The organism is Erysipelothrix sp. HDW6A (assembly GCF_011400295.1).
In the GTDB taxonomy this organism is placed as follows: Bacteria; Bacillota_I; Bacilli_A; order Erysipelotrichales; family Erysipelotrichaceae; genus Erysipelothrix.
In genome coordinates this window covers 16,169-32,076 of record NZ_CP049859.1, presented here as the reverse complement: position 1 = coordinate 32,076, position 15,908 = coordinate 16,169, and the positions used below count along the sequence as shown (strand labels likewise).

Genomic DNA, 15,908 nt, shown 5'->3' with positions numbered 1-15,908 from the left:
CATTTATATGGCGGGTTAGCTCAGTTGGCTAGAGCGTCCGGTTCATACCCGGAAGGTCGCGAGTTCGAATCTCACACCCGCTACCAATTCTTATTAAATCTAACTGTAGTCCTGGACCCTTAGCTCAGTTGGTTAGAGCTACCGGCTCATAACCGGTTGGTCGTAGGTTCGAGTCCTACAGGGTCCACCAATTATTTAATAAATGGAGGAGTACCCAAGTGGCTGAAGGGACTGGTCTTGAAAACCAGCAGACGTTCGCGCGTGCGGGAGTTCGAATCTCCCCTCCTCCGCCAAGTTTGATTTTTTATGAAAATATGCTATAATAGCATAGCACTTATATATCGCGGGATGGAGCAGTCTGGTAGCTCGTCGGGCTCATAACCCGAAGGTCGTAGGTTCAAATCCTTCTCCCGCAACCAATGGCCCTGTAGCTCAGTTGGTAGAGCAACGGATTGAAGCTCCGTGTGTCCTCAGTTCGATTCTGAGTGGGGCCACCATTATGGAAAATAAAGCCATATTGTTCATTTGAACAATATGGCTTTTTGCTGTTCATGGAAAGGAGAAGTAGTGAAAAGAAAGGCATTAGGAGTGCTTATTCAAGAATATGTTAAAGATTCGTATGAAAAATGGGACAAGTCAAAAGATGAGTTCGGTAAAGTTTTCGGTATTCAGCCAACTACACTGTCCAAAATACTTTATACCTCGAATCCTGAATTTCATACAAGAGTCATTGATCGTATTCTTGAAGTGAGAGAAATTGACTTACAGTATTTAATTGATACATATGGTGAATATGAAAAAGAGTAAAAGAAAAGAGCCATGAGGCTCTGGAACTAGACCAGTTCAATTTTACAATCCATATCGGTATGGGGATACCAGATAAGGAACGTTCACCATCAACCTTGACAATTTTAGAAAATCACTAAGATTTATGGTTTTAAGCATGCCGTTTTTTACTACGACTGCTTTCGTATTTAGTATACGACAATTTGAAAATTTAAGCAAATAAAAAAACAAAAAAACATCACGGCAAGCCGTGGATGTGAAGTTATCTAAGGAAGGGGTACGTGCTTTGCTCACATACAATTACTACACTGATATTCAGGCTCTATATGAAGTACCTGAACTCAATAAAGAAAGTGTTATCGCAAGTTCTGAGCCTATGGATAGTATCGAGTTACTATGGAATGAATACATGAGTGATGAAACGATACGAAGATATAAATACACTGACAGAGAAAGTGGTAAAAAATATGAACATCGTTTTGGATATTCAATGACAATTCTTTTACCTAATTCTATTTTGTTAGAATCGTATAGCAGTATTGCTCACAGCATTATGGGTGAGTTACTAAAGACACACAAACAAGTGTCATGGATTGCAGAAGCTACAAAACAAGGTAAAGGAACTTATATTACATTTACCTTGTGCTTAGCAAAACGGTATAAAACGGATAAGAGAGTTAAGGTGTTTTATACTCATGACGTTTATAAGCATAAAACTAAAAAACACTTTATAGCTGCTGATGATCCAAATGCTTATTTAGCTCATAAAGCAGGTGACATTAAATCTGAAATTCAAACAACCTGGAGTAAAAAGATACGTTTATTTGAAATGGAAAAGTCTGAGTTTATTGAAAACTTCATACCGATGCTTAAAAGGATTGTATGCAGAGCAATCAATAAAGTTAAGAAAATAAAGACTGGTAATTATCTTAAATCAATTAAACATACATTGCTTGCAAACAAAAAGAAGACGACTTATTACAATATTAATATTCGTTACTACAATGATTTCGTTTCAGATGCGAATCTAAAACTTAGGTACTGGGAAAACGCAATATATTCTGATGGTAAGTATTACCAAGATGAAGGATTAATAAGAGAATGGAATGCTCTCAAACAAAGATTTCTAGCTTATACAAAGAATCGCAAATTTAGAATAACTACTACTGGAAGTAAAGTTATTAAGCTAAGTTTAAACCCCTGGATCAATACAGTAACATTCAGAGAAAATATACAGTCAATCCACGAATTATTTGACAACAGCTTAGATAAAATACTGATAAAATATGTGACATTTTAAATAGAAAAAGGAGATTAAGAGATGAAAATATTGGTTATTAAAACAACACATACATCCTGGATGCACAAACTACCTACTAACAAAGAAATGAATGTAAAAACATTCTGGGACAAGTGGGAACTATTAGATAAAATGTGTAGAAATAAGTATGATCGCAGTCTTGCAGAAATGATTCGTAATGATACTGAATTACCTTTACGATACGAATCAATTAATAAAGAAATTAAAATGCGAAACTACAACTGGAATAAGATATTTGAAATACCAGGGCTAAAAGTCTTAGAAATAAAGTTATAAAGAGTGTGAGCAAATTTGCTCACTATAACGAAAGGTATATTGCTTATGAAGATGAACTATGAATCAATCAAAAGAATGGAAGAGTTTAAAAAGATTATCCTTTCACTTGCTGCAATAGCAACTGTACTTTCAATTCCTACAATAACATTAATGATGGGAATCGTTCCTGAACTAACAAAGTATACTCTAATTCTCACGGTTATTACGGATGTTACTGTGCTTATCAGAGTGTTGATTCTTAACAGACAAATAAGCAATTTGAAGAGATTTCTGTTAGATAACGATTAAAAAATACAAATAAGCAATATAAGAGTATAACAATAATTATTTAAGTGAAACCAAATTGAGCAAATTTGCTCACAAAAATGAAAGGACATAATTTATGAAACCAATTGAAATTGATGAACAGTTTGTAAAAAATTGGATAGAACGAACTTCATGGGTTTGTGAGGTTTGTGGTTGTACTGAAGATAGGGGATGTGTTGGAGGGTGTCACTGGGCTGAAAAAAATCTATGTAGTCTTTGTTTTGAACAAAGAAGAGATTTAACACCAGACCTAATAAGAGTTGTGGAAAACACAAGACAACAAATTATTAAACTCTTCCAAGATGCAGTCTGTGGGACAGGTGATACATATAACTTTGGATGGAGCGGAATTGAAAAACATCTTTCAAACATATTAGAAAGTATTGATTCTATTGAAAACATTATTAATTCTAATTGTACAGATAATAAGGAGTAGCATATGTCATACGAAGAATATGAATTAGAGCTTAGAGAATTGCAGTCAGACATTAAGAAAATGAATAAAGTGGTTCTACTGATTGTTCTATTAACGACAATCTCTGTCTGGTTAATGACGATAAATAAACTAACTAGCCCAATGTTTAGTTTATTACTAGTAATGTTTAGTTCGTCACTAATTGTTCTTATTTTGGTGGAAAGAGCAAGAAGAGAGGATCGATTGGAAACTTACAACAATGAGTTCCTAGGTTTGTCATACAAGCAACTAGTTCAGATAGAAGAAGAGATAAATAACGCATATGAAGACTGGGATAATTTAATGAATAATGAACAGTATAAAAAAGTAATGATACATCTTGACTATGCAAATTCAAAAGAAGCAAAGATTAGACAGGAAAAAGTTAAGGAAGAGGTTGCACTTAACATTCAAAATATCATCAATGGTAAAGAAGTTAATATTGTAAATGAGTGTAACGATGATGACTTGAGTGACTATTATGATTGGCGAAAAGATCTCTATCATCAGATTTTAAATGTTATTTATATTAAAGAAGAAATTAATGAGATGTTGAGTAGCAATTTATCAAATAATATCATGCTGGATGAAGTCTTAAGACTCATTGAATCTAACATTGATATAGATAAATTATTGCTTGTTTCAAGAGAAATTAATGATGATGGATATTTAGAACGTTGGTATAAAGAGCATACTGCCTATATAAAAGATAAAGAAAAATGAGGTTAGTAGATGGAGATTATAAAATGAAATACACGATAGCCGAACATATGCGGGATATATTGATTGAAAATAATACAAATACTGTTTGGTATGGATGTCTAGATGAAATTCACGAATGCGCAGTTCGATCAGGAATGTATGACCGAGTAAGAGGAAAGTTTGGTAGTCATCCGTTGAATATCAACAGTAAGGTATTATCCGCATTATCACGAAGTGATTTATTTGAAGAATATCGAATTAAGCATATTGGAAGACCAGCTCGATCATTTAAATTGATTGAGGAACATGAAACCGAAACAGTGAGCAAACTTGCTCACAACAAAGGAGAACAGAATGAATAAAGTTATCGCATTATTAAACATGAAGGGTGGCGTTGGAAAAACTACATCCAGCATCAATATAGCAACAGGACTTGCAAACAAAGGATTTAAAGTATTGCTTATTGACTTTGATCCACAAGCAAATTCAACAGATATCCTATTGGATATTCAACAAGATGAAATATTCATCAATGATGATGTTTCAGAAGCAATCAACAACTTTGATGCAGCATCACTTAAAGAAATACTAATGAAACTGAATAAGTATGAATACTCAGAAGTATTTATCGATCAGATGTTGTTTGATCCAAGTATTCGTCAAACATATCAGACACAAATCGAAAATCTACACATCATCCCATCACGACTTGAACTAGCTAATGCAGAAAAAACAATTCGTAACGGTAATGAAGCGATTCACAACAGATTATGGAATGTAATAAAAGGAGTAAAAAATGACTATGATTATATTCTCATTGACTGTCCACCAATTATCAACGTCCTAACAATAAATGTACTGAATGCTGTTGATGAAATCATTGCTCCGATTAAAATTGACCGTGGTGCAGAAAAAGGACTTATTATGACAATTCAAGAACTTATGGTTATTGCAACAAGCTATGACTTAGATATTCTAATTCGTCCGCTATTTACAATGGTAAATCAAAACAACACACAGAAACGAAGAATTGAAGTTTTAAGTTCTTTCAAAAATGATATTGTAAGACCTATTGAATCACAAATTCGCTTTCAGGATAAGCCTGTTAATGAATCATCCTTTAAAAACAAGCTAGTAATAAATGATACTAAGGCAAATGTTGGACAAGACTATCGAAACGTTGTTGATGAGCTTATTGAGTTATGGAAATAAAAAACGTCATTAATTATGACGTTTGATTGATAAGTCTGTATATTGGTTTACATAAGATTGAGAAACCAGAAGGTACTACAAACAAAAGAAATGTAATTGATAATACCCACTGACCAATATTTGTTGCCATTACTAAAAATAAAATGAATACTGTTGGAATTATCAGGATGACAGAAAAATATCTGTGTAGCATTTTGCTTCCTTCTCCAAATTCATAATCCAAGTAATGAGCGTATTTTGATGCAAGTGAGTAGGGTAAATCAAAAACGCAAAATAATGCAACAATGAATTTTATTGTTTGAATGATTTCTATCATAATAAATCCTCCATAACTTAATCAAATTATATCACATAATGGGTAATAATACCCCCAAGGAGTTAAAAATGAAATTAGGAGTTAATTTAAGAAGAATTAGAAAGTACAAAAATTATACATTGCGTCAGTTAGGTGTTAGAACAGGGTTAGATCATTCTGATATTTCTAAAATTGAAAGAGGAATCAGAACAGATGTTACTATTCAAACAGTAATTAAACTAGCAGCAGCGCTTGAAGTTAGTTTGGATGATCTAGTATTAAAGGATTTATCACAAAAATGAATATAGGATGTGTGAGCAAATTTGCTCACGGAAGGAGAAACAGTAAATGAGCATATTAGAAGAAATGATTAATGACACAACTCGTAGTATGCAAGTATCCAAAGTTATGGAACTAGATATCGATGATATCGAGCGTAACCCGTTAAATACTGCGCCTATGAATTATCTTTATGATTTAGAAGAACTTATAAAGACAAACGGTATCATTGAACCTTTAATTGTATATAAGGTTGGTAATCATCAATATCGGTTACTTGCAGGTGAAAGACGCTATACTATTGCAAAACGATTAAACTATACAGCACTTCCTACAATGATTGTTCCAAAGCCAAAAGATGAAGTAGAAGAGATGTTGTTAATTTCTTTGCATAACGTTAAACGACCTGATGATACAGAAACGATGCGTGAAAAGATTAAACGACTGGATGAAGTTGCTAGTCTGAAACGAAGTCGTGGTGACGAAGATATGAAGGGAGTTCGTAATACCGAATGGATATCACAACAACTCTCAGGACTATCCCCACGAACGGTGCAAGAGTATCTTACTGGTAAGTATTCTGAAGATGCTTTACAAACTGAAGATAATAAACCAAAGGATGAAGTAAAGAAAGCAAAGCTTAAAACTGTTGTCAATCAAATGATGAAACTAAGAAAAACATTGGAAAATGTACCTTTGTTAGAGATGGATTATAACTATAAAGACTTAAACGATTTTGAATACGAATGCAGCGAACTCTTTGCGTTTCTGAGTCGTAATGGTGCTGATATCCTAAGAGCAAAGAAACAGATGCAGGAAAACGCTGATAAAAAACAAATGCTGGAAGATAATGAAGAACAATTAACGTTACACGATTTTGGAGTGTGAGCAAATTTGCTCACGAAGGGAGATTAGACTATGGTAAAAATATTTGATTTAATGGCATATGTGGTTTATTGGATGTGGGATAGACTCGTAGATTTAGTAAACATATTCCTTTATGTTGACTCATGGATCACGAAACCATTTTATATGATTTTCAATTATGAAAGACCTGATACTTTATTAGGAGAGATATTCATGTTGATTGCAGGTCTAATCTACCTTGTTGTAGCGTATGGATTCATAATTTATGGATTGTATCAACTGCAAAAACTACTTCGTAAGAAGATAAGAAAGGAGAATTAAGTATGAACTATTTTAAAAGAATGTTACCAGTGGTAGGAGCTGCTGCTTTAGCTACTTTAATATACTTTCTATCCTTACTCTTTGATGAACCTGTAAGAACTGTAATTATTGGAATCGGTGCATTGGTCTTCTTAACAGCAATTGTTTATACCTTGTTTAGTGAAAGCATTCAAACAGCTAAAGACATAAGAAAGATTTACAGAAATGCAAAAGGTAAGCAAGATGACTGATCTCATTAAAAAACTCATGCGAAGATTAGGGAATCATGACAACATCGAATTATCGAGACATGAAATGTTTTCACTCGCCCAGGGCATTGAAGATGATTACAGTGCAAAGAAAGCAGTTGGTGACTTTCTAATTAGTTATATAGAGAATGGGAATAAACATTTGTTAGAGCAAAGCAATACGACATTCAACAGCCTTTACCTTAAGCTTAAAAATAATGAATTGACAGATTATGAACTTGCACAGTTTATCATGATGATATTGGAGGTAGTTAAAAATGAAAAATCCTTTTATTGACAAGAATGATGATTGGGAAATCATAAAAGCAGTCAGACTTGATTTGAAAAAGCCCGAACAAGGAGTAAGAGAATTATTTGACCTTATTCTATCGGGTCATGGACAAGTTGGTGTGCTTGATGGGAAGATAGTATATATACCGAGTAAGGACTATCACATTCATTATATGAGATCATCTTCTTCTGTAATTCGTATGACTGATGGCAATGGTGAACCCATGAGTAATGAAATGAAACTAGCATTATTAGAGGACTGGCAATACTGGGAAAATGAGGTCTTATCATTTAATATTTCAAAGATAAATAAAGCTTTATCAAATGTTTCCTATAATGAAAGAATGATTTATCTAGATGGAAGAATAAATACTGTAAAGTACAAGGATATTCTTTATAAATATAATTTGAGTAAACGAAAATATTATAAGCTTGTTGGAAAAGTTGATAAATTTATTATTCATGAATTTAAATTATATTCTAATAAACAAGAAGAAAAAGCTATTGAGTATATAATTGAAACATTAAAGAAATATGACAAAACCACAGATAAAACTAATTGTCAAGACTTTATTGAAAAAAGTTCAACAAGAAGAAAACTCATACAAACCCTTTATTCAGTGGGTTAAAACATAAATCACATAATTGTTCCCGCTTGAGCGGGAATGAAAATCATATAATATGGTATAATATACTTAATAAGAAGCGTAGAAGAGCGAGCAAGTATATTGCCTCGCTTTTTTTCTTGATAGAGACAGTGTATTATAAAGGTGAGAAGTGAGCAAATTTGCTCACGAAATATAAAACGGTGTAAATTACCTAGGAGGAACTTATGGATAAGATTAAGAAATGGCTTGAGCCGAAAAAGAATAAACTAATTGCAGGAGTGATTACAGTTTTAGTTTTAGCTGGTGTAGGATTTGGAGTATGGAGTCTTTCTCAATCAAAATCAGTTGAACCTGTTATTGTGTTCAAAGAAAATATTGTATTTGAATATGGAGAAGATGTATCTAATGACATTAATAAATTAGTTGGCAGGATATTAGACGAGGACGATAAAAATAATGCAAATGTATTGACAAGCTACGTTAAGGATGATGATCATGAGCAAATATTAAATGAACTCAATGCTGATAACAAGAATGCGGTCTATTTTGTGATTGAAGAAATAAAAACAGATGTTGCGAGTTTTGGATATCAAGAACGTGCAAAAGAAGTTGGATTAATCAAACAAGATGGTTCGCTTCCTGATTATGAAACAGAAGTACTGACGAATAATGAAAATCTACTTCATTTACTTAATGCTGGTGGTAATTCTGAAAAGACAGAAATTAAGGAAATTGAAAAGTATAAAACAAAAGTAAATGCAATTAAAAATAATGAAGTCTTAAAATCATTTGATTTTGAATATGTTGTCATTGACTCGCAAGCACCCGTTATTGAAGGTGTAAAAGATATGGAGATAGCTTTTGGAACGGAAACATTAGATTTAACTCATATAAGTTTTACTTCTAAATTAGGTGGTAGTGTAATAGACATCGAAATTAAAGGTGACATAGATACCTCAGTTTCAGGACAATATGAAATGAAGGCAATTGCTACTGATGACAATGGTAACGTCACAGAAAAGACTTTTATTGTAACTGTTCTCGAAGAAGAGAAGTTTGTAGAACCTGAAGTAGAGACACCAACAACTCAAACACCTAGCAATACAGGAGGAACATCAAGCACTAACAAGCCTTCTAACAATAATGGAACATCAATCAATAACAATACCACAGCACAAAAACCTGCTGAACCAAGTAAACCCGTTGAAAAACCAAAAGAACCTAGCAAACCTGCTGAACCTGAGAAACCAAGTCGTCCAGCACCATCTGCTCCTACTGGTATGAAATATTACAAGGATTATGGGACAAGTGAAGGTTGTATAGCGGTGATGCACGAAGTGGGAAGAGAGCATGTAAGAGAATGGCATGACAATTTCTGTGATATGTGGGGTTACATGTACTACACACCAAGAAACTAAAAGAAGCTGAAAAGCTTCTTTTTTAATATTATAAAGAGAGGTGAAATTATGAATAGGGAGCGTTCGCCCTAAGAAGTTATTGAGACAGTCAAGAGTGACTGTCTTTACTTTTGTTTTCTAAAACAAAAAAAAGGAGGACTTTATGAGAAAACATAGATTTAAGATACGTGCATTGAAACGAGCAATCATGAGTTTTACTTTATTTTGCTTATCAATGCTCATGGTACTGACATACATGACAACGGGAGTTAGTGCAAATGATGATGAAGTCTATTTTAATGATGACATGAGTGTTGTGATTAAAGTAGATCGAAAACTTGATAAAGATGGACTGAAACTTGACTTATTGGTTAATACTGAGAAGAATATCACAGTTGAAGATATTCAAGTTCTAGGTGAATCCATTAAAAATGATGATTTCCTATATTCATACGCAGTAGGAGAGAACGGAAGTTATAAATTCTCGGTAATCACTACACGTATTGAAGAAATTATCAAAGACAATGAAGAAGTCGAGATAATTGAAAGACAAGAGACGTTCATCTTTACTCTGAAAGTGGATGAAATCGTTGATGTTCAAGAAGAAAATGAAACTCAAGCACAAGTTGAAGAAAAAACTGAAACAGACCTTGAAGCTGAACTTCTTGACCCAAGTGAATTAGTAGAAGAAACTAAAGACACCAATGTTGATGCTCTACCTGAAGATAATCAAAACACAGGTACTGAGGTTATTGAAGAAAAAGAAGTTATCCCTGATGGAACAGTTGTAAGACAACTTGATAAACTTCCATCTATGAGTGAAATTAACTCTGTGTTAGCAGATGATGAGTATATTCTTTACGACCAAGAAACAGGGCGTATTGATGTGATTAAAGACTCACAACGAACACAAAATATTACAAGACAAAAGCGTGCAACAACCTCAGCAGTCACTAAAGGTAAAATACTGTCACAAGGAATATCATTCTATTGGAAGGCAAATCCTTCTTTTGCATGGAACTTACCAGGTGGTATGAGTGAGTTCTTCGTGAACGCCATAGATGCCTACTGTATCGAACCTGGAGTCTTGGATGTAGAAACTTATAACGCAGTAGCAACCGACCTTGCAAGTGTTGGTGAAATTCGGGTTATGGATGGTCGATTATACACTACTCTAACTCAAGACCAACAAAAGAGAATGGAATTAATTGCTAACTACGGATATCGTTATGAAGGACATCAAACCGATGCTTATCGATGGGCTACTCAAGTCTTAATCTTTGAAACAGTAGGATGGGGCTTCAATTCTTACGGAACACTTAACATAACAAATGAAATTGCAGAAATTGAAAGATTAGTTGCTTCACATAGAAGTAAGCCAAATTGGGATGGTACGGAAAAAGAAGTCAAGATTGGTGATATTGTTGACTTATCTAATCCACTAAATACAGACTTTATAATTTCTTCTCATGAGGGGCTTGATATACTTGAAGACAGTGGAACGACACTACGAGTTAAAGTCATTGATAAGAATGCTACACTTATCATGGATAAGAAACAAGGGAGTTCAAAAGGAACTTCTTACATCTATACTGATGGACACAGTCAACGAGTAGGGAACTTTGCTTTAGGTGACCCAGTATTCACAATAATCGATTTTAAAGTAGTATCACACTCACAACGATTCTTGAAACTTGGAGAGAATGGAGAGCCTCTTGCTGGTGTTAAGTTTAGAGCTTCCTACAACAACACCCTTGATTCAAATGGACTTCTTGTTGATGGATGGGACTATGTAACAGGATCAGATGGATATACCGCTTATGACACTTGGAATAATGATGGAGCTGTGGTTTATGTTCAAGAAATCCAAGCCATCGCACCTTATGTAAATAACAAGGAAATCAAAACCTTTACTGTTACAGCAGGGTCAGAAACAACACTATCCTTTACCAATGCTAAAGCTGTTGGTACAGCATCAATCGCTAAGACTGAAAAGGGAACAACAACACCAATTGCAGGAGTTGTGTACGATTATGTTCATTCTAGTGGACAAGTTGTCGATACAGTAACAACCAATGCTTATGGTATCGCAACTACTGGAAAACATCCTTTAGGTAGTTACAGTTTTGTAGAGAAATCAGTACCTGCACCCTATATCCTTGATGCAACACCAATCCCTGCAAACCTCGTCTATAAAGACCAACATACAGCCGTTGTCTCTGTTTCTGTTAAACAAGAAAACAGCAAAGCTGTAGGAAATGCTTCCATTACAAAGACAGAAAAAGGAACAAATACACCAATTGCAGGTGTTGTCTATGATTATGTTCATTCAAGTGGTCGAGTTGTAGAAACACTTACAACCAATGCTCAAGGAATCGCAAAGACAAAGAATCACGATTTAGGAAATTACAGTTTCGTTGAAAAATTTGTCCCAGCACCATACATCCTTGATGCAACACCAATACCTGCAAACTTAGTCTATAAAGACCAACATACAGCAGTTGTATCGGCATCAGTTAAACAAGAAAACAGTCGAGCAGTAGGACGTATTGAAGGGATGAAGGTTTCCAATCATGGTGACCCATTACAAGGCGTTAAGTTAAATGTATTGAACGCTTCTAATACAATTGTAGCTTCACTTGTAACAGGAGCAGATGGAAAATTCTCTACTGGTGAATTACCATTAGGCACATACACCATTGTAGAAACAGCAACCATCAATGGTTTTGTCCTAGATAAAACACCACATACAGTCACACTCGCATATAAAGACCAAGTAACACCAATTGTTCTTGTAAGTAAAGAAATACCAAACAAACATCAAAGAAGTGATGTTGTCATTTCAAAGACTGAAGACAATTGGGATACAATCTTCCCTGAATACAATGGCATTACATTAAGTGGTGCTACCATTGAGCTATTTGCGAAGACTGATATTTATGAAGGTTCAAAACGCATTTATCGTTCAGGCGAATTGATTGGTCGAGAAATTACCAACTCAGTCGGACAAGTGATTTATCATAACCTACCTATTGGTGAATTCTATGCAAAAGAATCCAAAGCGCCTCAGGGTTATCAACCATTCAACGGTCAATGGGATATTTCAATCAAGTATGATGGTAACAATCCAACTGTTGAAGTAACTCGAACATCTAAGACTGTAACGAACCAAGTTGATTATGGTCGAACACGACTAATTAAGTCAGGTAATAATGGTCTCGTCTTACTTGAAAATGCTCACTTTGGCTTGTATCGAGAAAAAGATGATAAGCTTATCTTTGATGGATATACAGACAAAAATGGACAGTTAGAATCTCCAGATATTCGTACAAATGAAAGACTGTATTGGCAAGAGATAAAAGCTCCAAGTGGATACATTACATCTGACCGTAAATATCCTGTTACAATCACTGAACATGGTGAAACAGCATGGGTCATTGCAGTCAATGAAATGGCGAAAGTGAAGTTAAGAATATTCAAACCTAACTCAGAAACACAAGAACCATTAGCTGATGCACACTTTAGAATTCTCAATACAGATACAAATGAATGGGTAGTCATCAAAACCCAACAAGGTAACAACGTTGTAGAAGTGAGTGAATGGGTAACTGATGAGACAGGATACTTCACAATGGAAGAATACCTGTTAGCAGGTAACTATCGTCTCATCGAGACAATTGCTCCTGAAGGCTTTAACATAGCTGATCCAATTGACTTTGTAGTTGATGAAAACACGAAAGTTGTAGAACTAGAAGTCATTGGAAAAGTTTTAGATATGACTGTTGAGAACAGACCGATTCGCTCTGACATCGCAGTAGCTAAAGTTTCTAAAGAAACTGGTGAACACCTTCCCAACTTCCCAATGCTCCTTACAAGTCTCAGTGATATGAGTACAGTAGAACTTCTTACCAATGAAGAAGGAATCGCACTTTTTGAGCAGTACCTGTTTGGAGCATACATGGTTGAAGAAATTGGCGTTGATGGCGAGTACCTCATTGATCGTACACCACAATTCATCAACATTACTGAAGATGGTATTGTGTATGAAGTAACATTCGAAAACTCGAAACCAACGGGAACAGTGGAATATACAAAGACTGATGAAGACACTGGAGATGCAGTCAGTGGAGCAGTTTATCGAGTATGGAATGATGAGGGAACGTTTGAACAAGAAATCGAAACCGATGAAAATGGCAAATGGATTCTAACAGGACTTCCATTAAGCGATAACTACCATTATCAAGAACTTCAAGCTCCTTATGGCTATATCATTGATGAAACAGTTTATGATTTTGAAATCAAGTATATTGATATGGATACAGCTGTTATCACTAAAGACTTTGAAGGTACAAACAAACACTTCATTGGTGAGTTTAAAGGATTAAAACTTGATGAAGATACCAAAGAGGCATTACAAGGAGCAATCTATGAATTCACGCTTCCTGATGGTTCAACGGTACATGTAGAAAGTGATGAGAATGGAGAGTTTGGCTTAAGCGAACTTGAAGAAGGTCACTATACCTATACAGAAATAAAACAACCTTCAGGCTATACAATTGACAGAACTGTTTATGAGTTTGATATTGAATATGAAGACCAATATACACCAGTAGTTACGGTAAGTCATGAAAGAGTAAACAAAGCAAACAGAACAGTCATCATGAAAGTTGATACAGATGGTAATCCACGACTTGCACAACTAGAACTTTATAAAGTTTTAGAAGATGGTAGTCGTGAGTTTGTGCTGTCACTTCAAACAGATGCTGAGACTGGAAAAGCTGTATTAGATAAACTTACAGATGGTAACTATCGTGTAGTTGAGACATGGGTTGAAGCACCTTATTTTGTAGATAAATCACAAAACGAAAAAGAACTTATTATCACAGCAGACCAAAATGAGTATAGTGTAACATTTGTGAATGACACAGTTAAAGGTCGTTTAGTAGGGCTAAAACAAGATTACAAGGAAGGCTTTGGAGTAGCAGGAGCTGAATATGGACTCTTTACACTTGAAGACGAACTTGTACAATCAACACTTACTGATAAAGATGGTCGTTTTGTATTTGAAGGCTTTGACTTAGGCGAATATTACCTACAAGAAATCGCAACAGTGGAAGGATATCGTCTTGACGACAATAAATATCCAGTAAGCTTTGAATATGTTGATGCTCATACACCTGTCATTATTCGAGAGTTAAATGTCAAAGAAATGAGAGTTCCAGAGATTGGTACAACAGCAAGCTTTGGTGAACGAGACAAACAAGAACCAAACATCGTTACACTTGTTGATAAAGTTCGTTACCTTAACCTTGTGATTGGCAAAGAGTACACAGTAAACGGACTCTTAATGAATCCTACTACTGGATTACCAATTTTAATTGATGGTAAGGAAGTCACAGCTACAACAACATTCATCGCCGAGAAGCATGATGGCTTTGTAGAAGTGTTCTTTACATTTGATGCAAGTAAGTTGGAAACGAAGAAAGTCGTTGTGTTTGAAGACCTACTTGAAGAAGATACACCAATCGCATTCCACCATGATCTTACAGATATTCATCAAACAGTGGAAATCCCTGAAATTGGTACATCACTATCCTTTACAGAACGTGATAAACAAGAACCAAACATTGTGACACTTACTGATGTTGTTTCATACAATGGACTTGTAGTAGGTAAAGAATATACTGTGACTGGTGTTCTTATGGACTTCCATACAGAGAAACCAATTCTCATTGATGGTAAAGAAATTACAGCTTCAACAAGCTTTATTGCTGAGTCCACAAGTGGCACTGTTAATGTAGAGTTTGTCTTCGACCAAAACAAACTTACGACGGATAGAGTCGTAGCCTTTGAAAAAGTAGAAGAAGGCGAAAGACTCATTGCAGTTCATGCAGACATCAATGATCTTGAACAAACTATCGACATTCTTACATACCGTATCTTGAAGAAAGATAGTGGAACAAAAGAAGTTCTGAAGGATGCTGAGTTTACTCGATGGGACATCGATGGTAATGTGATTGAAGTTAAATCTACGGATGAAACTGGTGTTGTAGAGTTTAAATTATTCTATGGGGAAATCAATACTGCTAAGGAGACAGATGCTCCACTTGGCTATCTATTAAGTGAAAGAATCGTAACAATGGATACCACTGAGCATGAAGATGGTACACTTTTTGAGGTTGAGTATCTAAATACACCGAAACCAGCAGGTATGCTTCCACCAACAGGAGTTGATAATTCATCATTCTTGTTTGCCTTGCCAATGATCTTATTGGGAATGGTATTATTGATTGCTGCAATCATCAAGAAACGTCAAGCAAGAAGTGAAATGACTGGTTTTTCAACAGTATCATTAAACAAAGGTTCAAAATTCTATGAGCAGTTTGTAAATGATGAATCTCATGAAGGTAATAAATATGTGCATGGAACAACAACACCAGGAACAAACAAGCATACCAACCAAAACTCTTCCTCGCATTCAAGCGAGAAAGATGATTCACACGGCAATAAACTAGAGTAAAGTTTTTTGTGAGCAAATTTGCTCACGAAAACAAACGACCAATAAT

General features: G+C 34.9%; 17 protein-coding genes and 5 tRNA genes. 21 read left to right on the top strand and 1 reads right to left on the bottom strand.

The window, feature by feature from the left end:
- The first annotated feature begins 9 nt into the window (after positions 1–9).
- The 13 genes from G7059_RS00220 to G7059_RS00160 all read left to right on the top strand — a co-directional run bounded on the left by G7059_RS00220 (position 10) and on the right by G7059_RS00160 (position 5,057).
- Positions 10–86 (top strand) — tRNA-Met (locus tag G7059_RS00220).
- 27 nt (positions 87–113) lie between these two features.
- Positions 114–190 (top strand) — tRNA-Ile (locus G7059_RS00215).
- 14 nt (positions 191–204) lie between these two features.
- Positions 205–293, top strand: a tRNA-Ser gene (locus G7059_RS00210).
- 49 nt (positions 294–342) lie between these two features.
- Positions 343–419 (top strand) — tRNA-Met (locus tag G7059_RS00205).
- Between the two features lie 2 nt (positions 420–421).
- A tRNA-Phe gene (locus G7059_RS00200) sits at positions 422–497 on the top strand.
- 70 nt (positions 498–567) lie between these two features.
- On the top strand, positions 568–807 hold the full coding sequence (locus G7059_RS00195) for a hypothetical protein (RefSeq protein ID WP_166080071.1): 240 nt from the start codon (positions 568–570) through the stop codon (positions 805–807).
- Positions 808–1,042: 235 nt separating this feature from the next.
- Positions 1,043–2,086: a hypothetical protein gene (locus G7059_RS00190; RefSeq protein ID WP_166080070.1), complete on the top strand. Its 1,044-nt coding sequence runs from the start codon at positions 1,043–1,045 to the stop codon at positions 2,084–2,086.
- Positions 2,087–2,107: 21 nt separating this feature from the next.
- A complete protein-coding gene (locus G7059_RS00185) occupies positions 2,108–2,383 on the top strand; it encodes a hypothetical protein (RefSeq protein WP_166080069.1) in 276 nt (91 codons plus the stop codon).
- 45 nt (positions 2,384–2,428) lie between these two features.
- Positions 2,429–2,671, top strand: a complete 243-nt coding sequence (locus G7059_RS00180; protein ID WP_166080068.1) for a hypothetical protein — start codon at positions 2,429–2,431, stop codon at positions 2,669–2,671.
- 94 nt (positions 2,672–2,765) lie between these two features.
- Entirely contained in the window at positions 2,766–3,125 is a 360-nt protein-coding gene (locus tag G7059_RS00175) for a hypothetical protein (RefSeq protein ID WP_166080067.1), read from the top strand.
- Positions 3,126–3,128: 3 nt separating this feature from the next.
- A complete protein-coding gene (locus G7059_RS00170) occupies positions 3,129–3,866 on the top strand; it encodes a hypothetical protein (RefSeq protein WP_166080066.1) in 738 nt (245 codons plus the stop codon).
- A gap of 23 nt (positions 3,867–3,889) precedes the next feature.
- A complete protein-coding gene (locus tag G7059_RS00165) occupies positions 3,890–4,207 on the top strand; it encodes a hypothetical protein (protein WP_166080065.1) in 318 nt (105 codons plus the stop codon).
- Positions 4,200–5,057, top strand: a complete 858-nt coding sequence (locus G7059_RS00160; protein WP_166080064.1) for a ParA family protein — start codon at positions 4,200–4,202, stop codon at positions 5,055–5,057. The genes G7059_RS00165 and G7059_RS00160 overlap by 8 nt, the downstream gene beginning before the upstream one ends.
- A 13-nt stretch (positions 5,058–5,070) precedes the next feature.
- Here the strand turns inward: G7059_RS00160 and G7059_RS00155 are convergent, their stop codons facing one another.
- Complete coding sequence (locus G7059_RS00155) at positions 5,071–5,373, bottom strand: hypothetical protein (RefSeq protein ID WP_166080063.1); 303 nt, start codon at positions 5,371–5,373, stop codon at positions 5,071–5,073.
- A 68-nt stretch (positions 5,374–5,441) separates the two neighbouring features.
- On the opposite strand from G7059_RS00155, the gene G7059_RS00150 reads away from it, so the two are divergent.
- The 8 genes from G7059_RS00150 (at position 5,442) to G7059_RS00115 (ending at position 15,862) form a co-directional block, all read left to right on the top strand.
- A complete protein-coding gene (locus G7059_RS00150; RefSeq protein ID WP_205700216.1) occupies positions 5,442–5,654 on the top strand; it encodes a helix-turn-helix domain-containing protein in 213 nt (70 codons plus the stop codon).
- A 46-nt stretch (positions 5,655–5,700) separates the two neighbouring features.
- Positions 5,701–6,519 carry a ParB N-terminal domain-containing protein gene (locus tag G7059_RS00145; protein ID WP_166080061.1) on the top strand — a complete coding sequence of 273 codons (819 nt, stop codon included), beginning with the start codon at positions 5,701–5,703 and terminating at the stop codon, positions 6,517–6,519.
- A gap of 30 nt (positions 6,520–6,549) precedes the next feature.
- Complete coding sequence (locus G7059_RS00140) at positions 6,550–6,819, top strand: hypothetical protein (RefSeq protein ID WP_166080060.1); 270 nt, start codon at positions 6,550–6,552, stop codon at positions 6,817–6,819.
- Between the two features lie 2 nt (positions 6,820–6,821).
- Positions 6,822–7,049: a hypothetical protein gene (locus G7059_RS00135; protein ID WP_166080059.1), complete on the top strand. Its 228-nt coding sequence runs from the start codon at positions 6,822–6,824 to the stop codon at positions 7,047–7,049.
- Positions 7,042–7,344, top strand: a complete 303-nt coding sequence (locus tag G7059_RS00130; RefSeq protein WP_166080058.1) for a hypothetical protein — start codon at positions 7,042–7,044, stop codon at positions 7,342–7,344. Before G7059_RS00135 ends, G7059_RS00130 begins: the two co-directional genes overlap by 8 nt.
- Complete coding sequence (locus tag G7059_RS00125) at positions 7,325–7,966, top strand: hypothetical protein (RefSeq protein WP_166080057.1); 642 nt, start codon at positions 7,325–7,327, stop codon at positions 7,964–7,966. The genes G7059_RS00130 and G7059_RS00125 overlap by 20 nt, the downstream gene beginning before the upstream one ends.
- Positions 7,967–8,169: 203 nt before the next feature.
- Positions 8,170–9,363, top strand: a complete 1,194-nt coding sequence (locus G7059_RS00120) for a hypothetical protein (RefSeq protein WP_166080056.1) — start codon at positions 8,170–8,172, stop codon at positions 9,361–9,363.
- 142 nt (positions 9,364–9,505) lie between these two features.
- Positions 9,506–15,862 carry a SpaA isopeptide-forming pilin-related protein gene (locus G7059_RS00115; protein WP_166080055.1) on the top strand — a complete coding sequence of 2,119 codons (6,357 nt, stop codon included), beginning with the start codon at positions 9,506–9,508 and terminating at the stop codon, positions 15,860–15,862.
- Positions 15,863–15,908 lie beyond the last annotated feature (46 nt).